Below are 17,687 nucleotides of genomic sequence, written 5' to 3'. Positions count from 1 at the left end.
GAAGAGACAAAAGCTCTGCTGTCAAGCGGGTGAGGAAACCCCACCCGCCTACGCGGTGGGGTAGTTCATAGCAAAGACTCAGGTCGGATCCGCGGATCCACCCACATCAAGAGCAGATCGGCCAACAGGTTGCCCAAAATCAGCATCACCGCTCCCAGCAAAAGCCCGGCCATCACCACGTTGATGTCAAAGCTTTGGACGGCTTCCAAGAGCAGCTTGCCCAGCCCCGGCCAATTGAAGAAAAACTCGGCAATGAAGGAGCCGCTGAGCAGATTGGCAAACTCAAAGCCCAAAATCGTGATCAAGGGGTTGACGGCGTTGCGCAATGCATGCAGCCAGATCACCCGCCATTCAGGAATGCCCCGTGCCCGCGCCGCCTGGATGTATTCCTGCCGCAGCACGTCCAAGAAGTTGCCGCGGGTAATCCGCTGCAGCCCGGCAAAGCTGGTAATGCTCAGGGCCAGCGTGGGCAAGAGCAGGTGGCGGCCCAGATCCAGCAGCTTCCCCCCCCAACCGAGCTCGGCAAAATAAACACTGGTCATTCCCCCTACCGGCAACCAGCCCACGTTTTGAGCCACGATCAGCAGCAAAATGGCCAGCACAAAGCTGGGCATGGCCTGCCCCAGGTAGCTGAGCAACTGCAACGCCCGATCCAAAGGAGTGTTCTGCCGCAGCGCCCCCAGGATCCCCAGAGGAACAGCAATTAGCCAAGTTAGCAAAACAGAGCACACTGCCAACAGCAAGGTGGCGCCGGCACGGGAGAGGATGAGTTGCGCCACCGGCACGCGATAGGTGTAGCTGACGCCAAAATCCCCCTGCAGCAGATTGCCCAGCCAGGTCAAATACTGCCAAATCAAGGGCTTATCCAGGCCCAGCCGTGCCTCTTCCTGGGCAATAAACTCTTGGCTGACACTAGGATCCGCCCGCAAGGGATCCAAAAAATCACCGGGAGCCAGTTGCAAGAGCAAAAAGCTAAGCACCGTGATCAGCAGTAGCACCGGCACCGCTTGGGCCAGCCGCTGCAAGACCAAGGCCAGCGGTGGCCACAGACTGAAAGCGCGCCTGCTAGGGGAAGAGGAGGTTACGGCCACAGACAGAGGTCGAGTTGAGCGCGGTCTTAGCTGGGATCCCGGTAGGGGATCCTTGTCGAACTATGCTGCCATTCTTCGGGCCAGATTTCTAGCCTGCTGCCCGGCTTGGAACAGGGTGCAGTTGCCCGGACTTGCCGGCAGAGGAATTGGGAGTTAGGCCGCTCCGGCAGGCGCAAGCCAAGGCGGTAGACTAGTCAAAAGCTTTTTCGATGAGTTGCCGTTGGGAAGACCTCTTGCGAAACCTGTTTCTTACCGGCGCTAGCGGCTGTCTGGGGCACTATGTGTTGGAGCGCCTGGCCCAGGAAAGGGATCCCGAGTTTCCGGAGCGGCCCGCCTACCACCTCTACATTCTTATCCGCAATCCCAGCCGTCTGCGGTTACCCCCGGAGCATTTGCCCGCCCCTATCACCCTGGTGCCCGGCGATCTGCTGCACATCCGCGAGCACGCCGCTCTGCTGCAACAGATGGATGGGCTAATCCACATGGCGGCGGCTTGGGGGGATCCCACCCTAACCTGGGCGGTGAATGTTACCCACACTCTGGAGCTCTTTCAGTTGTTGGATCCCCGGCGCTGCCAGCAGGTGATCTACTTTTCCACCGCCAGCCTTTTGGATCAGGCGTTACAACCTTTGGCCATCGCCGGCCAGGCCGGCACCGACTACATCCGCAGCAAGTATGTGATGCTGCTGCGGCGGCGGGAAAGCTGCTTCTGGCCGGATCGGCTGCTGACGCTCTGCCCCACCCTACTGTTTGGCGGCAGCCCCCACCACCCCTATTCCCACATCACCGCTGGCCTTAAGGATGTGCTCCGCTGGCTGGATCTCATCCGCTTTTTGCGGGTGGATGCCAGCTTCCACTTCATCCACGCTGCCGATGTGGCAGAGATGGTGGCTCACTGGGTGGCCCATCCGCCCGGTGGCGGCGATTGGGTGTTGGGCAATCCCCCTCTGTCTGTGGATGAGTGCGTGGAACAGGTGTGCGCCTATTTCAGAAAGCGGATCTACTTCCGCCTGCCCTTGCCCCTCGGACTCCTCCGCAGCTTGGCTTTTCTGTTTGGGGTGCGGCTTTCGGCGTGGGACGAGTACTGTCTGCGCCACCGCCATTTTGTCTATCCGGCCCTCTCGCCAGCAGCCCTGGGCTTGCCCTGCCACTTCCCCACCGTGGCCTCTCTCCTAGATGCCTACCTCTAGGCCGCTTTTATAGGGTCACGCCAACCCCCCTCTCCCAGAGGGAGAGGGGCTGGGGGTGAGAGGGATCAACCAGTAAAGGCCGCTGCTTCTCTGTGAGCCAAGTCCTGAAGCTGAGCGGCAATGCGCTCCCGGTTAAGCCTCTGCCCGATGAACACTAGGCGGGTCAACCGCGGCTCTTGCGGGCGCCAGGGCCGGTCGTAGTAGGTTTCAAATCGCCCTCCCACTCCCTGCAGCACCAGCCGCATCGGCTTGTGGGGCACGGCCACAAACCCCTTCACCCGGTAGAGGCATTCCTCTTGAGCCAGTTGGCGCAGTTGGGCAACTAGGGATACCGGCTCATAGCTCCCCTCCAGGCTCAGGTAAAAAGACTCGAAGGCCTCGTGCTCGTGGTCTTCTTCGTGGTCGTGGTGGCTGGGGCGGCTCTCAAGTTGGTCTTCCACGGCTGCGTTGAAGCCCAAGAGCACTTCTGGGGCAACCTGGCCCCGCTCACAGGGGAGGACTCGAACCTCAGGGCGCAATTGTTGCCGCAGCCAGCTCTCCACGCGCGCTCGCTCCGACAACGTGATCTGATCCACCTTGCTCAGCAGCACCAAATCGGCGCAGCTCAACTGATCCGCAAACAGCTCCTCAATGGGCGTCTCGTGATCCAGGCTCGCATCGGCCTGCCGCTGCGCTTCCAGCGCCGCCCGATCCCCCACCAGTTGCCCAGAAGCCAGAGCCTGACCGTCCACCACTGCAATCACCGCATCCACCGTGGCGCCGGTGCGTAGGGTGGGCCAGCGGAAAGCCTGCACCAGGGGCTTAGGCAAGGCCAATCCTGAAGTCTCAATCAGGATGCCGTCCAGCTCCGCCCGCTGCTGCAGCAGGGTTTCCATGGTGGGCAAAAATTCCTCCTGCACCGTGCAGCAGAGGCAGCCGTTGGCCAGCTCCAAAATGGGGATGGATCCCTCTCCCTCGCAACGTTGGCAACCCCGCAGCAGTTCGCCATCAATGCCCACTTCGCCAAACTCATTGACCAAAACGGCGATGCGGCGGCCCTGGTTGTTAAGCAACAGGTGACGGATCACCGTGGTCTTGCCGGATCCCAAAAATCCAGTGATGACCGTAACCGGGACTTTGTGCATCTTTACCGAACATTCAGCCTTCTCAGTCTCTATCCTCTCTTCCTTCTCTGCCAATCCTGTCGGGGGGGATCCCCAAAAAAAGGCCCCCTACCGGGGGCCAAAGGTTGATCTCCGAGAGACTTCCGTGCTTATCGGATCGGCTTCATCCGGTAAACCGGCTCGTTCTCGCGGCTGATCCCTTTCTCAAAGCCGGCAGCAGCGGCACGGGCGCGACCGGCATGCCACAGGTGGCCAACGAAGAACAGGAAGCCGAAGATGAAGTTGTGGGCTGCCAGCCAGGTGCGCGGGCTGGTGAAGTTCACCGTGTTGATCTCGGTCGCCACACCCCCCACCGAGTTCAGGGATCCCAGTGGCGCGTGGGTCATGTACTCCACCGCACGGCGAGCTTGCCAGGGTTGGATGTCGTTTTTCAACTTATCCAGATCCAAGCCATTGGGACCCAGCAGCGGCTCCTTCCAGGGCGCTCGCACATCCCAGAAGCGCATCGTCTCACCGCCGAAGATGATCTCGCCCGTGGGGGAGCGCATCAGGTACTTACCCAGACCGGTGGGGCCTTGGGCCTGGCCGATGTTCGCCCCCAGGCGCTGGTCGCGCACGATAAAGGTGAGGGCTTGCGCTTGCGAGGCTTCAGGGCCGGTGGGGCCGTAGAACTCGCTGGGGTAAACAGTGTTGTTGAACCAGATGTAGCAGGTGGCAATAAAGCTCATCAGCGAGACCGCCGCCAAGCTGTAGGAGAGATAAGCTTCCCCCGACCAGATGAAGGCACGGCGGGCCCAGCCAAAAGGCTTGGTGAGGATGTGCCAGATCCCACCGGCAATGCAGATGATGCCGATGTAGATATGGCCGCCGATCACATCCTCCATGTTGTCCACGCTGATGATCCAGCCGTCGCCGCCGAAGGGAGACTTGAACAGGTAGCCGAAGATCACCGCCGGGTTGAGGGTGGGGTTGGTGATCACTCGCACATCGCCACCGCCGGGAGCCCAGGTGTCATAGACACCGCCAAACCACATGGCCTTGGCCACCAACAGGAAAGCCCCCAACCCCAAGAGGATGAGGTGGATCCCCAAGATGGTGGTCATCTTGTTCTTGTCTTTCCAGTCGTAGCCGAAGAAGGGGAAAGACTGCTCCAGGGTTTCTGGGCCGCGCACGGCGTGATAGATGCCCCCCAGCCCCAGCACTGCGCTAGAGATGAGGTGCAGCACACCAATCACAAAGTAGGGGTAGGTGTCGATAACTTCGCCGCCCGGGCCAACCCCCCAGCCCAAAGTGGCCACGTGGGGCATCAGGATCAGGCCCTGCTCGTACATAGGCCGATCCGGCGTGAAGTGAGCCACCTCAAACAGCAGCATCGCTCCCGCCCAGAAGACGATCAGGCCGGCGTGGGCCACGTGGGCACCCAAAAGCCGACCGGAGAGATTGATCAAGCGAGCATTCCCGGCCCACCAGGCAAACCCGCCCTGGGTGCGATCCTGCATCGCTGCGGAACCAAAGGTCGTTGAAGTCACTGAGGCCAGCCTCCGAAAAGAGTAACAGTCAGTACAGCAGAAGATAGAGCTGAAAAGCAAAGGCTCTTAAGAATGGCCGAGCGCCTACCCATCCAATCCAAGGCTTGAATAGGCGAACGCTCGGCCCCGGCTCTCACGTGAAGGATCGAGAGAACTCAAGCGTTCGACAGCCAGCGCCAGTTTAGAGCGCGTTGCCGCGGGGTAGGACTTCTTCGGGGAACTCAAAGCGCTCGTGCGGCTGATCCTGCGGCGCCATCCAGGCCCGAATCCCCTCGTTGAGCAAAATGTTCTTCGTGTAGAACGTCTCAAACTCAGGATCCTCCGCCGCCCGGGTCTCCTGACTGATAAAGTCATACGCCCGCAGGTTCAGCGCCAACCCCACTACCCCAATGCTCGACATCCACAAACCCGTCACCGGCACAAACAGCATGAAAAAGTGCAGCCACCGCTTGTTGGAAAACGCTATCCCAAAAATCTGGCTCCAGTAGCGGTTAGCCGTCACCATGGAGTAGGTTTCTTCCGCCTGCGTCGGCTCAAACGCCCGAAACGTGCTCGCCGCTTCCCCATCCTTGTAGAGCGTGTTCTCCACCGTCGCCCCATGGATGGCACACAACAGCGCTCCACCCAAAACGCCAGCCACCCCCATCATGTGGAAGGGGTTCAGCGTCCAGTTGTGGAACCCTTGGAAGAACAGCAAGAAGCGGAAGATCCCCGCTACCCCAAAGCTGGGGGCAAAAAACCAACTGCTCTGCCCCAGCGGGTAAATCAAAAACACGCTCACAAACACCGCAATCGGCGCGCTGAAGGCAATGGCGTTGTAGGGCCGCACCCCCACCAGCCGGGCAATCTCAAATTGCCGCAGCATAAAGCCAATCAGGCCCAGCGCTCCATGGAAGGCGACAAAGGTCCACAGCCCGCCAATCTGACACCAGCGGGTAAAGTCCCCCTGGGCTTCCGGGCCCCACAGCAGCAACAGGCTGTGCCCCATGCTGTCGGCGGGGGTGGACACGGCCACGGTCAAAAAGTTGCACCCCTCCAGGTAGGAGCTGGCCAGGCCGTGGGTGTACCAAGAAGTTACAAAGGTGGTGCCGGTCAGCCAGCCGCCCAAGGCCAGGTAGGCGCAGGGGAACAGCAGCAGCCCCGACCAGCCGATAAACACGAATCTGTCGCGCTTGAGCCAGTCATCGACGATGTCGAACCATCCTCGCTCCTGGCGTACGCGCCCTACCGCGATGGTCATCTCAACTTCTCCTTAAAAAGATGATGAGGACATTAATGAAACTACAAACTTTGCTTCTTTGAAGCAAGACTGGGGCCTAGGTATAAAGACTCAGTCTGCGAACTTTATCGCCTCAGTTTCCCTACAGGGATTCCTGACCGGAACCGACCAACCGCTGCATTAGACAGCTTTGCTGGCGTTCCGAGCTGCTCTTGGCATCCTCAGCAGGGCTGTGGCAGTCCCGACGAGCCACACTAGAGCCACCGAACAAGTTTCACGGCTGTCGGCATTACAACAATTTAGCCTATGCCAGTAAAGACTTGTAAATTGCTTTCATTATAGAGGCGGAGGACACGCCCCCATCAAGTCTAAGGCGACCGGGATCTTCACCGACTGTAATCTTTGCGGTTTTTCTCTCCTGAGATATTGAGCGTGAGGGGCCGCCTCACCCCGGGGAAGGCCGAAGGCTCAAGATCCGATATCCTTAAAGGGCGAGGCAATCCACCTGAGAGGAATCTATGGCTAGTGAGATCTTCACCATTGCTGGGCTCTCTATTGTCCTGACCCTAGTGGGCGTGGCGCTCGGGTACGGGATCCTGCGCGTCACCCAGGGCGGGGCCGAGTAGGGATTTCCTCGCTTGGTGAAACATGAAAATCGGCATCGTTGGCGCCGGGGCAGTGGGAGGGCATTTGGCCGTCTGCCTGGCCCGAGCCGGTTTTCCAGTGAGTGTGGTGGCACGGGGATCCCACTTGCAGGCCATCCGCAGCCAAGGATTGAAACTGATCCGGCAGGGGGATCCCCCTGAGGCTTGGGTGGAGCGGCTGACAGCCAGCGATGACTTGGCTGAGCTGGGGCGGCAAGATGTGGTAATCCTTGCTGTCAAGGCCTACAGCTTGCCCCTGCTTGCCCCACAGTTGGGATCCCTGTGTGGCCCGGACACCCCCCTTGTGGTTGTTCAGAATGGTCTTCCCTGGTGGTACTTTTACCGGCATGGCGGCGAGTTTGAGGGGCGCTCCTTGACTTCGGTGGATCCGGGCGGGGTGATCGCCGCCCATCTGCCGATCGAACGGGTGATCGGCTGTGTCGTGTACATCGCCGTGCAGTTGGCAGAGCCGGGGGTAGTTTTGCACACCGGCGGCGGGCGCTATATTCTGGGGGAGCCAGATGGATCGTTGTCGGAGCGGCTGCGCTCTCTGGCGGCCATCTTTGAGCAGGCGCAGCTTCCTGTAACTCTCACCTCCCAAATTCGGGTCGAGATCTGGCAAAAACTGTGGGGCAACGCCGCTTTCAACCCCATCAGCGCCCTCACCCGCGCGGCCCAAGACGAAATTGCCCAGTACCCGCCCACCCATGCGTTGGTTGAGTCGGTGATGCAGGAAACCGAGGCTGTGGCCCAAGCGCTGGGGATCCAGCTGCCGGTCTCTCTGGAAGAGCGGCTCAAGGATGCAGCCCGCGTGGGATCCCATCGCACCTCGATGCTGCAGGATATTGAGCGGGGGCGACCGACGGAGATCGAGAGCATTGTCGGCGCCATCGCGGAGCTGGGGCGTTGGGCAGGGATCCCGACTCCCCATTTGGATACACTCTATGCTTGCGTTAAGCTGCTGGAGCGCTCGCTTCAGGCGGGGAAGGCGGCCCGTTCCCAGCCGCAGATCCCCTAGTAGCCCCTCAACTCTTGCGGACTATGCTGGAAAACGCCATTGTGCTCATCACCGGTGCCAGCAGCGGCATCGGGGCAGCCTGTGCCACGCTTTTTGCCCGTTCTGGGGCCAAGCTGATCCTGGTGGCCCGCCGTCAGGAGCGTCTGCAGGAGCTGGCTATGGAGTTGCAGCAGGCTTACGGCGCTTCCTCATACTTGCTGACTTTGGATGTGCGGGACAGGGCAGCCGTACAACAGGCGCTCCAGTCTTTGCCGCCGGTCTGGGCTGAGATCGACATCTTGATCAACAACGCCGGCCTCAGTCGCGGCTTGGACAAGCTCCATACCGGTGCTCTGCAAGATTGGGAGGAGATGATCGATACCAACATCAAGGGCTTGCTGTATGTTACCCGCGCCGTTTTGCCCGGCATGGTGGAGCGGGGCCGCGGCCATGTGGTCAACATCGGCTCCATTGCCGGTCGGCAGACCTATCCCGGCGGCGCCGTCTATTGTGCTTCCAAAGCCGCCGTGCGGGCCATCTCTGAGGGCCTGAAGCTGGATCTGCTGGGCACCCCCATTCGCGTCACCGAGATCCAGCCCGGCTTGGTGGAAACCGAGTTCAGCCAGGTGCGCTTCCACGGCGATCGCGAGCGGGCGGCAGCGGTCTATCGGGGCCTCACCCCCCTGACGGCGATGGATGTGGCCGAGGTGGTGCTGTTTGCCGTCACCCGTCCCCCCCACGTCAACCTCAGTGAGGTCTTGCTGGTGCCCACCGACCAGGCCAGCACGACAATGGTGCATCGCCGATAAGGATGCGAAGATCCCGATCCCTTCGCTTGTTCGGTATTCACCCCCCCATCCCTGGGCGACAATGGCGGCAAAGGGGGTGGGCCCATGGGAGTGGAAAGCGGGATCCTCATTGGGTTGGGCATCGGCCTACTCGGCACGCTAATTTTGCTCTGGCAGAGTCGGCGCCGCTTCGGCCGCCAATTGCAACAGTTGGGATCCCTGCTGCACGTGCCCCTGCCTCTGAGTTCGCCAGAACAGATGCTCAGCCGGCTCAGCCGCCACCTGCGCCAACAAGAACTGGAGTGGGCCAGCCAAAAACGACACCTGCAAGACTGGCAGTATCTCAGCCACCACCTGCCCTGGGGATATCTGCGGGTGGACGAGAACAACGTGGTCCTGGAGTGTAACCCTGCCGCTCAACGCCTGCTGCACATTGGCCAGTGGCAGCCGGGCGTCAAGCTCCTGCTGGAGTGGGTGCGCTCCTATGAGTTGGATCAGCTCATCGAAGCCACCCGCCGCCAGGGGGCCAGCACGCCCATCCAGAGCCGCGAATGGATCTTCTACCCTTCCGGCGGCGAGAATAAACCGGTTCCGCTGCGGGCTTGGGGGCTGCCCCTGCCGCAGGGGCAGGTTGCCATCTTTTTGGAAGACCGGCTGGAAGCTACCCTGCTAGCCCAACAACGGGATCGCTGGGCCTCGGATGTGGCCCACGAGCTGAAAACCCCCCTCACCTCGATTCGTCTGCTGGCCGAAACTTTACAAAGCCGGGTCGACACCGCGCAAGCGGTTTGGGTGGAACGATTGCTCAACGAGACGCTGCGCCTCAGCCAGTTGGTACAAGACTTGTTGGAACTGAGCGCCCTTAACTTGGGGGCCGGATCCCGCTCCCAATGGCGCTGGGTGGATCTGGCAGCCTTGGTGCGCGAAGCCTGGCAGAGCTTAGAACCGCTGGCCAAGCCCCGTCACCAGGAACTGCACCTGAGCAGCCCCTCCCAGCTCTATCTCTGGGGAGATGAACAGCGCCTCTACCGCCTCATCCTCAACCTCTTGGACAACGCCGTCAAATATGGCGCGCCCGACTCCCCTGTCCACGTGCTGCTCTTGGAACAGGGATCCCAGGTGCGGCTGGAGGTGTACGACCACGGCCCTGGCCTGCCGGAGGATCAATTTGAGCTGGTCTTTCAACCCTTTTACCGCACCGATGCGGCGCGGGCTCGCAGCAAAGGCGGCACCGGCCTGGGGCTGGCGATCGTGCGGCAAATTGTGGAACTTCACGGCGGCACAATCCGCCTGCGCAATCACCCACAAGCAGGTGGGCTGTGGGTGCAGGTGGAACTGCCCCGGAAACGCGCCGATGCCCTGTGAAAGCTGCCCAGAAGCGCTCCCGTCAACATCGCCAAACCCTTCGGCCTGAGAATTGCCGCAGATTTTCCTGCGGCGGGACTATCCATCTTGGAGGGGATCCCCTAGAATTGGTCTAGGTAATCCTTACAGTTTGTACCCTGGGCATTCGGAATGGGCGCCGATTATCATTCCGCTGATTTGTTGTCGGAGCGTGAGCTGCAGGTTCTCGAGTTAATCGCAGCGGGTCTGACCAATCAGGACATTGCAGAGCGCTTGGAAATCAGCAAGCGCACTGTTGACAATCACATCAGCAACATTCTGAGCAAGACGCGAACGTCAAATCGCGTCGCTTTGGTGCGCTGGGCTCTGCAATGGGGAAAGATTTGCCTGGATCAGGTCAATTGCTGCACCCTAGTGGATGACAAAATTGCCTAGCCCCATCTTGCTTTACCAGTAGCCAAACGCCCAACGTAGAGTTTTAATCGGGGGTTTTTTGCGTTTTGCACCGCGATTGCTTCTGAGAGAGGGAGCGACGGTGAGGGGGAAAAAGAAGCTGCGCAGAGCCCTTGGGAAGTCCTGAGTTTGGCTGGAGGTAGCTGCATTTTGAGTTGCGTAGGTTGAGTTGTCATCCGTGGGCATCCCTAAGCTGAAACGTTACGCTGTTCGCTACGATTCCATGCCCCTGATGGTTTATCGAGAGGTGGCTGCCCATTTGGCCTGCATTCCAGGTGTGGAAGCAGAGCTGGAATGGAGAAAAGACCCCCTCTTTCGCTATTCCGATAGCCAAATCGAGGCGCTGCAAATTCGCCAGGAGGCTGACGCTGACCCAGAGCAAGTTCAGCGCGTTCTTGACCACTACGGGACATGGCAGTACAGCCCCTTACAGGACTAGCCCTCCTGCATTGCCGAAAAAGAATGAAAGGTTGGCTACTCGTCGCCAGCGCGAGACCTCTGGGTTATCTGGCGAGCCCTGCCAGCTCCCCGCAGGGGGATATTGACTTCCCTTCCAACCGGAACCGATAACTGGGCAGCAGCTCCAAGCTAGGTCGAGACAGAGCTTGAGTGCTCTGCGCTGCTAACGAGCTTACGCTAGCGCATACAGGCCCGTCACCCTAAACCCCTCTCCCTTTTTTGGGAGAGGGATCCACCGAGCAGCGCAACGAACTGTCTTAGCAAGAATTGCCCGTACGGCCAGGGTGACTTTATCGAGGGTTCTAGAAGCTCTGAGGCAGAGACAGTTTAGCGAGTTGGCTGACCTTGAGCGGGCAGGTGCAACTTACGAGCCCAACCCAGTCGCGCCAACACCCAAATGACCCAGTAGGTCATGTCAATTTCCCACCAGCGCAAACCTGCTTTCACGCACTTCGGGTCGGCGTGATGGTTGTTGTGCCAACCTTCGCCGTAGGTGAGCAGAGCCGCCCACCAAAGGTTACGGGCATTGTCATTGCTTTCGAACGTCCGATAGCCCCAGAAGTGGCTGGCAGAGTTAATCAACCAGGTGCAGTGCAGCAGCAGCACTGTCCGCACAAAGATGCCGTAGATAACGAACGGCCAACCGCCGAGCAGGTAAAGCACTACAGCCAGCGGCAGTTGCAGCAGCAGCCCATACTGGTCTAGCCAACGATAAAAAGGATCCCGAGCCAAATCCGGCGCAAAGGCAGAATACTTCTCACGATTAAAAAACTCTTCCCGTTGGTAAATGAGCCAGAGCAGGTGGCTCCACCAAAAGCCTTTGCGAGCAGAGTAGGGATCCCGCTCTTCGTCTTCCGTAAAAGCGTGATGCTGACGATGGCCGGCCACCCAAAAAATTGGCCCCCCCTGGATGGCGAGAGCACCGAAGGTAGCAAAGACATATTCGAGCCACTTGGGCACTTGGAAGCTGCGATGGCTAAGAAGACGGTGATACCCCAGGCAGATGCCCAAGCTGCCGAAACACCAGTGAAGCAATAGGGCCACCCCCAAGGCTGGCCAGGAAAAGCAAACGATGCCGCCCACCAAAGCGAGGGCGTGAAAAACAACGAAAAAAAGAACAAATTCCCAGGCAAACCGAAAAGACTTTTGGGGCTCAGGCTGAGCGAGCGAAGCAGAACGGTTGGGGTTGTCCAGCGATTGGGTGGGAAGGGAAACGGCCATGAACCAGCAAAACCTCAGAAAAGGAGTAAGGGCAGCGCAGAATCAAATACCTCCTCCCAAAGTTGCTTCTCATGCAAAGGCCACCGCATCCCTGACTTAGCTTACAACGAGCTCGCCTCCCTGAAAGGCAAGCCGGGATCCCTGAAGGCCTGCCCAAGCAAGCCCCAGCAGTGAAAGCCGCTATGAGAGAGCAGAAAGGCAGCAGGTTTGATCTCGCCTGAGGTTAAGCTTAACGATATTTCACCTCAAATGCAAGTGCTACTTGCAGATTGCTACTACCTTGAGCGCTTCCTCTTGACTTCTTACCCCATCACCTACCATGGCACGTCCTTCTTCCCGGCAAAGGCTGCTGAACGCGGCTCGAGACCTCTTCGTCCGCCAGGGCATCACTCAGACCACCACCCGTCAAATTGCAGACTTGGCCGGCGTTCATGAAGTAACCCTGTTTCGTCACTTTGGCAGCAAGCAGGGACTGCTCCTGGCTGTATTTGCTGAGCTGGGAGTTTTCTCCGGCATTGCCGACTTACCCCTCCCAGCGGATCCCGCTACCTTCCGGGGCTCTGAGCTACAAGCCATTCTCCTCCGCTATGTCCAAACCTGCTTCCAAGCCCTAGCTAATAACCCTGAGCTGGTGCGCTCGTTGGTGGGAGAAGCAGGCTTCTACTCCGAGGAGCATCGCCGTGCCTTGAGAGCAGGCTTCCTGAAGGCGCAAGAGCAGCTAGCCCACTACCTTCAGCAGCTCCCTAGCCCGGAGCTACAAGCCATTGACTCTGATCGCCTTCAGGCCGCTGCTGGAGTTCTCCACCTCATGATTTTAGGGACAGCAGTGTTAGCCGTTACCGCTGGCCTGCCTTCCAGCGCCTCTGACAAGCCCCCAGCTAAGCAAGCGGACAAGGGCACTCCTAGCAGCAGCGTTCCCTTCCTCCTCCAAGCCTGCGTAGAGCTGTGGATGGCGGCCTTGACGGGTATGAGACAAACTTAAGAATCTTCCCTCCGAAGGACTCCCTCGAGGTTGGCAATCCCAAAAAACCCAAAAAAGAGAAGAGATGAGGAGGTTGTAAGCCGGGTTCTGTAGTGGGGTGCTCCAAGGGGCGACCCACACTGGCGGTCATCTCTCTGGGAGTGATGTTGCCACCACCCTCTAGCGGCTCACCACCACCGAGGACACCCTTCCCCAACCAATGGTTGAGTACCGTGACCTCGATGCAGCCAACAGGGGCGAAGAACAGCCATAGTCCTGCGGCTGCGGCCTTGCTTTCCACCGGGGTTTACCGAGCCAGCGCCTCACGACGCTGCTGGTGGGCTCTTACCCCACCTTTGCACCCTTACCTGTACTGGGTGGGATCCCAGCCATCGGCGGTATGTTTCTGTGGCACTATCCTCGCGGTTACCCGCACTGGGAGTTTCCCCAGCGGTGTGTTCTTCTGAAAGCCCGGACTTTCCTCATCCTGCTGCCTGGTAGCGGCAGCGAGGACGCAACCGCCTGCCCCTCCTCTCTCTTCAGTTCGATCCTACTGCATCTTTACCAAAGAAGATGCCAGAAATCCCTACCAACTAGGCCTGTGGTCTTCCCGGGAGAAGCGTTGCGCCACAACAACACCTCAGGACTTCTGATCTAGCTTGGCAAGACGCTCTCAGCAGGGGATCCCCTTTTCGGGTAGCGCCGCATCAGCTCTTGCACGGCTTCGGCATGGTAGGAGCTGCGGGTGAGAGGGGAGGACACCACCTGCAGAAAGCCTAGCTCTTCCCCCACTTGCCGCCAATGGTCGAACTCTTCTGGGGTGACATAGCGCTCCACCGGCAGGTGTTTGGGGCTGGGCGCCAGGTATTGGCCAAGAGTGAGGATGTCGCAGCCCACCCGGCGCAGATCTTGCATCACCTGTAAAATCTCCTCGGCGGTCTCTCCTAAGCCCAGCATCACCCCTGACTTGGTGTAGAGGCCCGGATCCCATTGCCGTGCCAGTTCCAGAAGCCGCAGGGAGCGCTCGTAGTTCCCCTGGGGGCGCACTCGCCGGTAGAGGCGGGGCACGGTTTCCGTGTTGTGGTTAAGCACCGTTGGGCGGGCAGCGAGAATCTGCTCCAAGGCCTGCCAGTTGCCACATAAATCTGGGATCAAGACCTCGATGGTCGTCCGGGGCAGGCGGCGGCGGATTTCGGTAATGCAAGCAACAAACTGGCTGGCTCCGCCATCCGGCAGGTCGTCCCGATTCACCGAGGTAATGACCGCGTGGCGCAACCCCAGCCGTTGCACGGCTTCTGCCACCCGCAGCGGCTCAGTGGGATCCAAGGGCAAAGGCCGTTTGGTGAAGTCGATATCGCAGTAGGGGCAGGCACGGGTACAGGCCGGGCCCATGATCAAGAAGGTGGCGGTGCCGTTGGCAAAGCATTCCCCTAAGTTGGGACAGGAAGCCTCTTCGCAAACCGTGTTCAGGCCCAAGTCCCGCAGCAGTTGCTGGACAGACGCGGCCCGTTGGGGGGCTTTGGCCCGCAGCCAGGGCGGTTTACCGCTAGGCGAAGAAACAGCGCTCAATGAAAACCCTCCAACCCACCAGAAATGGTGGCAAGCCTATCTCTCAGCTTAGCCTGTCATCTTGCCCAGCCGAGACCGACCCGGGCCAATTCCCAGCTTGATGGATCCCCACTGCTTCGGAAGCGAGGCCCAAAACACAGAAGGATAGCTTGGTAGCCCCGCACTTGAGTGCAGGGCGGAAAAGCCCGTAAGCAACTTTAGTTGCTCGCCAATGGTATAGTTGTCACCGAGGCGTAGCGTTCCCAGGCGAACCCCTAAAACGGTGAAAAACCCGACCGGTGGCAAGCGTCCGGGAGGTGTCAACGTCTCAGCCAACCTCCAAGGACTCCGTCCCGCTGACGTGAACAGGAAAGTCAGCAGAACCTTGGGGTTTTGCCTCAAGGAACCGTCTAGAGGCGTCTTGACAGCGCCTTTACGAGTTTGTTGTTGAACTGCGTAAGAATCCCCCGCCTTTAGGCCGTGGGAGTGTCAAGGCATACTGGAAAGCGAATGTCGAGCGATAGGGATCCCACATGGTTGTTGCTGCTCCTCCCTCCCTGGAACAACTTGCCATCAACACGATTCGTTTTTTGGCGGTGGATGCTGTTCAGAAAGCCAACTCCGGCCACCCCGGCCTGCCGATGGGGGCAGCACCCATGGCCTATGTGCTTTGGCAGCAGTTTTTGAAGTTCAATCCCCGCAACCCCAAGTGGGTGGATCGGGATCGCTTCGTCCTCTCGGCGGGCCACGGCTGCATGCTGCAATATGCCCTGCTGCACCTGACGGGCTTTGATGTCAGTCTGGAGGACATCAAGCAGTTTCGCCAGTGGGGATCCAAAACTCCCGGGCACCCGGAAAACTTTGAAACTCCCGGTGTGGAGGTGACCACCGGCCCGCTGGGACAGGGGGTGGGCAATGCGGTAGGGCTGGCGATTGCCGAGGCCCACTTGGCGGCCCGCTTCAACAAGCCCGGCCACACGATTGTGGATCACTACACCTACGTGATCTTGGGTGATGGCTGCAACATGGAGGGGGTGGCCTCGGAAGCGGCCTCGCTGGCCGGCCACCTCAAACTGGGCAAGCTGATCATGCTCTACGACAGCAACCACATCTCCATCGACGGCAGCACGGAAATTGCCTTTACCGAAGATGTGGGCAAGCGCTACGAGGCCTACGGCTGGCACGTGCAAAAAGTGGAGGATGGCAACCACGACCTGAAGGCGATCGCCGAAGCCATCCAAAAAGCCAAGGAGGTCACCGACAAGCCTTCTTTGATCATCGTCGAGACCACCATTGGCTACGGATCCCCCAACAAAGCTGGCAGCGAGAGCGTCCACGGGGCGCCCCTGGGGCCAGAAGAGGTCAAGCTCACCAAACAAAACTTGGGCTGGCCGCTGGAGCCGGAGTTCTACATCCCCGACGAGGTGCTGGCCCACTTCCGCCAGGCCATCGATAAAGGGGCCAAAGCCGAGGCGGAGTGGAACGAGCGCTTTGCCGCCTACGAGAAGGCCTACCCAGAAGAGGCCGCCGAGTTCAAGCGCATCATGGCCGGGGAGCTGCCTGCGGGCTGGAAAGAAGCGTTGGCTCCCATTGCCGAAACTGGCAAAGAATCCACCCGCAACCTCTCCAAGTTTTGTCTCAACGCCCTGGCCAAGGCGGTGCCAGAGCTGCTGGGGGGATCCGCCGATCTGGCCCATTCCAACATGACCTACTTGAAGGGGATCCCGGAGTTTCAGGCCGGCTCCTACCACGGGCGCAACTTCCGCTTCGGGGTACGGGAACATGGCATGGGAGCCATTGCCAATGGCATGGCTCTGCACGGCGGCCTCATTCCCTACGACGCCACCTTCTTGGTTTTCAGCGACTACATGCGGCCGGCCATCCGGCTGTCGGCCCTCTCGCGGGCGCGGGTGTTGCACATCATGACCCACGACTCAGTGGCCCTAGGAGAAGACGGTCCCACCCACCAGCCCATTGAGACGCTGGCCTCTCTGCGGGCCATCCCCAACCTCTACGTCATCCGCCCGGCGGACGCCCGCGAGACGGTGGGAGCCTACCAGGTGGCCCTCGAGTCCATGTCCACCCCGTCGGTGCTGGTGTTTACCCGGCAGGCGGTCAACCCCGTAGAAGGCACCTCCATTGAGGGGGTAGCCAAGGGGGCCTATGTGGTGGTGGATGCTCCCAACCCGGAGCTTATCTTGATTGCCACTGGCTCAGAGCTGGAGCTGGCGGTGAAGGCTGCTGCTCAACTGCAGCAGGAAGGCCGAGCGGTACGGGTGGTTTCCATGCCCTGCATGGAGCTGTTCGAGGCCCAGCCTCAGAGCTACCGCGACTCCGTCTTGCCCCCCAATGTTACCAAGCGCATCTCCGTCGAGGCGGGATCCACCTTTGGCTGGCACAAGTACCTGGGCTTTGAGGGGGTGGCCATCGGCATCGACCGCTTTGGCGCCTCCGCCCCCGGCCCTGTCTGCATGGAGAAGTTCGGCTTTACGGTGGAGAATGTGCTCAATACCGCTCGTCAGCTCCTAGGCTAGGGTTTTTGCTCCTCCGGCCTGAGCCCAGCAGGGATCCCTTCTCTGCTGGGTTTTTTGCTGCCTGGTGGAAAGGCTGACAACTTGTTAGCAGGACTTGCAAAACATTGCGGTTGTTTCAAGCAAGGTTGAGACACTTGCTACCCCAACCCCTTTCCCCTTGTAGGAGAAGGGAGCGAGAAAGTTGTTTCATAGTTTCATAGCAGGGAAAACGTTGGCTTCCAGCGATAGGCAGATGTTCTTGCGCCAACTTTGGGTCTGACAGCTCGGCCTACTGCAGGAAGCCCGCCAGTAGAATGACCACTCCCCCCACGACGGCCAAAATCGTCAGTACCCGGCCCGCATTGGCACTGCCCTTCCAGGAGTAGCTTTTCTCTGGTTTTTCTGATTCTTCTGGCATAGCCATGCCTCCCTTTGCAGCGATGAACTACCCCACCGCGCAGGCGGGTGGGGTTTCCCCATCCGCTTTACGGCGAGGTTTTTGTCTCTTCCTCTGCCCCAGTTGCTTCATGGATCCCGTGTACCGGGTCTGTGAAGTAGAGCTGAAGCATCCAAGACTCACGAGGCGGGTTCCCAGCCCCGGTTGCTGATTAGTAGCAACGTTGTAGA

The 17,687-nt window shown here is 59.7% G+C and carries 16 protein-coding genes and 1 other RNA gene; 9 read left to right on the top strand and 8 right to left on the bottom strand.

All coding sequences use genetic code 11. The features are described 5' to 3' along the window. Positions 1 to 65 precede the first annotated feature (65 nt). The gene (locus NW863_RS08250) at positions 66 to 1,091 is read right to left on the bottom strand and encodes an ABC transporter permease (RefSeq protein ID WP_414365740.1); all 1,026 of its coding nucleotides are present in this window, start codon (positions 1,089 to 1,091) and stop codon (positions 66 to 68) included. Positions 1,092 to 1,300: 209 nt separating this feature from the next. On the opposite strand from NW863_RS08250, the gene NW863_RS08245 reads away from it, so the two are divergent. After that, positions 1,301 to 2,281, top strand: coding sequence for an NAD-dependent epimerase/dehydratase family protein (locus tag NW863_RS08245; RefSeq protein WP_414365739.1), 981 nt, complete (start codon positions 1,301 to 1,303; stop codon positions 2,279 to 2,281). Between the two features lie 65 nt (positions 2,282 to 2,346). Here NW863_RS08245 and cobW read toward each other — a convergent pair whose 3' ends face one another. The 3 genes from cobW to psbD all read right to left on the bottom strand — a co-directional run bounded on the left by cobW (position 2,347) and on the right by psbD (position 6,153). Next, positions 2,347 to 3,405 (bottom strand): cobalamin biosynthesis protein CobW, encoded by a 1,059-nt coding sequence (gene cobW / locus NW863_RS08240; protein ID WP_414365738.1) that lies wholly within the window; start codon positions 3,403 to 3,405, stop codon positions 2,347 to 2,349. Between the two features lie 128 nt (positions 3,406 to 3,533). Next, entirely contained in the window at positions 3,534 to 4,883 is a 1,350-nt protein-coding gene (psbC, locus tag NW863_RS08235) for a photosystem II reaction center protein CP43 (RefSeq protein ID WP_414335970.1), read from the bottom strand. Positions 4,884 to 5,094: 211 nt separating this feature from the next. Beyond that, entirely contained in the window at positions 5,095 to 6,153 is a 1,059-nt protein-coding gene (psbD, locus tag NW863_RS08230) for a photosystem II D2 protein (photosystem q(a) protein) (protein WP_414365737.1), read from the bottom strand. Between the two features lie 497 nt (positions 6,154 to 6,650). On the opposite strand from psbD, the gene NW863_RS08225 reads away from it, so the two are divergent. The 6 genes from NW863_RS08225 to NW863_RS08200 all read left to right on the top strand — a co-directional run bounded on the left by NW863_RS08225 (position 6,651) and on the right by NW863_RS08200 (position 10,797). Continuing rightward, positions 6,651 to 6,758 carry a PetM family cytochrome b6-f complex subunit 7 gene (locus NW863_RS08225; RefSeq protein ID WP_414334413.1) on the top strand — a complete coding sequence of 36 codons (108 nt, stop codon included), beginning with the start codon at positions 6,651 to 6,653 and terminating at the stop codon, positions 6,756 to 6,758. 22 nt (positions 6,759 to 6,780) lie between these two features. Then, positions 6,781 to 7,794, top strand: coding sequence for a ketopantoate reductase family protein (locus NW863_RS08220; protein WP_414365736.1), 1,014 nt, complete (start codon positions 6,781 to 6,783; stop codon positions 7,792 to 7,794). A gap of 23 nt (positions 7,795 to 7,817) precedes the next feature. Next, complete coding sequence (locus tag NW863_RS08215; protein ID WP_414334417.1) at positions 7,818 to 8,582, top strand: SDR family oxidoreductase; 765 nt, start codon at positions 7,818 to 7,820, stop codon at positions 8,580 to 8,582. An 84-nt stretch (positions 8,583 to 8,666) separates the two neighbouring features. Next, positions 8,667 to 9,926, top strand: a complete 1,260-nt coding sequence (locus tag NW863_RS08210) for a sensor histidine kinase (RefSeq protein ID WP_414365735.1) — start codon at positions 8,667 to 8,669, stop codon at positions 9,924 to 9,926. Between the two features lie 150 nt (positions 9,927 to 10,076). After that, entirely contained in the window at positions 10,077 to 10,340 is a 264-nt protein-coding gene (locus tag NW863_RS08205; RefSeq protein WP_414365734.1) for a helix-turn-helix domain-containing protein, read from the top strand. Between the two features lie 196 nt (positions 10,341 to 10,536). Next, positions 10,537 to 10,797: a hypothetical protein gene (locus NW863_RS08200; RefSeq protein WP_414365741.1), complete on the top strand. Its 261-nt coding sequence runs from the start codon at positions 10,537 to 10,539 to the stop codon at positions 10,795 to 10,797. Positions 10,798 to 11,144: 347 nt separating this feature from the next. On the opposite strand, the gene NW863_RS08195 is transcribed toward NW863_RS08200, so the two are convergent. After that, a complete protein-coding gene (locus NW863_RS08195) occupies positions 11,145 to 12,038 on the bottom strand; it encodes an acyl-CoA desaturase (RefSeq protein WP_414365733.1) in 894 nt (297 codons plus the stop codon). A gap of 319 nt (positions 12,039 to 12,357) precedes the next feature. Here NW863_RS08195 and NW863_RS08190 point away from each other — a divergent pair, with 319 nt between their 5' ends. Then, positions 12,358 to 13,020: a TetR/AcrR family transcriptional regulator gene (locus tag NW863_RS08190; protein WP_414365732.1), complete on the top strand. Its 663-nt coding sequence runs from the start codon at positions 12,358 to 12,360 to the stop codon at positions 13,018 to 13,020. Between the two features lie 60 nt (positions 13,021 to 13,080). Here NW863_RS08190 and rnpB read toward each other — a convergent pair. Continuing rightward, positions 13,081 to 13,535, bottom strand: an RNA gene (rnpB, locus tag NW863_RS08185) — RNase P RNA component class A. Between the two features lie 118 nt (positions 13,536 to 13,653). Continuing rightward, on the bottom strand, positions 13,654 to 14,568 hold the full coding sequence (gene lipA / locus NW863_RS08180) for a lipoyl synthase (RefSeq protein ID WP_414365731.1): 915 nt from the start codon (positions 14,566 to 14,568) through the stop codon (positions 13,654 to 13,656). A 512-nt stretch (positions 14,569 to 15,080) separates the two neighbouring features. Here lipA and tkt point away from each other — a divergent pair. After that, positions 15,081 to 17,081 (top strand): transketolase, encoded by a 2,001-nt coding sequence (tkt, locus tag NW863_RS08175; protein WP_414365730.1) that lies wholly within the window; start codon positions 15,081 to 15,083, stop codon positions 17,079 to 17,081. Between the two features lie 268 nt (positions 17,082 to 17,349). On the opposite strand, the gene NW863_RS08170 is transcribed toward tkt, so the two are convergent. Next, complete coding sequence (locus NW863_RS08170) at positions 17,350 to 17,478, bottom strand: hypothetical protein (RefSeq protein ID WP_414365729.1); 129 nt, start codon at positions 17,476 to 17,478, stop codon at positions 17,350 to 17,352. Positions 17,479 to 17,687 lie beyond the last annotated feature (209 nt).

This window comes from Synechococcus sp. B60.1 (genome assembly GCF_047462555.1).
Taxonomy (GTDB): Bacteria; Cyanobacteriota; Cyanobacteriia; order Thermostichales; family Thermostichaceae; genus Thermostichus.
The sequence above is the reverse complement of the archived record's forward strand: the minus strand, read 5'-3'. Positions and strand labels throughout refer to the sequence as shown.

Coding starts and splice junctions, on each gene's coding strand:
- NW863_RS08210 (WP_414365735.1), top strand. CDS start 8,667: ATGGGAGTGGAAAGCGGGATCCTCATTGGGTTGGGCATCGGCCTACTC.
- psbD (WP_414365737.1), bottom strand. CDS start 6,153: ATGACCATCGCGGTAGGGCGCGTACGCCAGGAGCGAGGATGGTTCGAC.
- NW863_RS08225 (WP_414334413.1), top strand. CDS start 6,651: ATGGCTAGTGAGATCTTCACCATTGCTGGGCTCTCTATTGTCCTGACC.
- NW863_RS08170 (WP_414365729.1), bottom strand. CDS start 17,478: ATGCCAGAAGAATCAGAAAAACCAGAGAAAAGCTACTCCTGGAAGGGC.
- tkt (WP_414365730.1), top strand. CDS start 15,081: ATGGTTGTTGCTGCTCCTCCCTCCCTGGAACAACTTGCCATCAACACG.
- psbC (WP_414335970.1), bottom strand. CDS start 4,883: ATGCAGGATCGCACCCAGGGCGGGTTTGCCTGGTGGGCCGGGAATGCT.
- NW863_RS08190 (WP_414365732.1), top strand. CDS start 12,358: ATGGCACGTCCTTCTTCCCGGCAAAGGCTGCTGAACGCGGCTCGAGAC.
- NW863_RS08195 (WP_414365733.1), bottom strand. CDS start 12,038: ATGGCCGTTTCCCTTCCCACCCAATCGCTGGACAACCCCAACCGTTCT.
- NW863_RS08245 (WP_414365739.1), top strand. CDS start 1,301: ATGAGTTGCCGTTGGGAAGACCTCTTGCGAAACCTGTTTCTTACCGGC.
- cobW (WP_414365738.1), bottom strand. CDS start 3,405: ATGCACAAAGTCCCGGTTACGGTCATCACTGGATTTTTGGGATCCGGC.
- NW863_RS08205 (WP_414365734.1), top strand. CDS start 10,077: ATGGGCGCCGATTATCATTCCGCTGATTTGTTGTCGGAGCGTGAGCTG.
- NW863_RS08215 (WP_414334417.1), top strand. CDS start 7,818: ATGCTGGAAAACGCCATTGTGCTCATCACCGGTGCCAGCAGCGGCATC.
- NW863_RS08220 (WP_414365736.1), top strand. CDS start 6,781: ATGAAAATCGGCATCGTTGGCGCCGGGGCAGTGGGAGGGCATTTGGCC.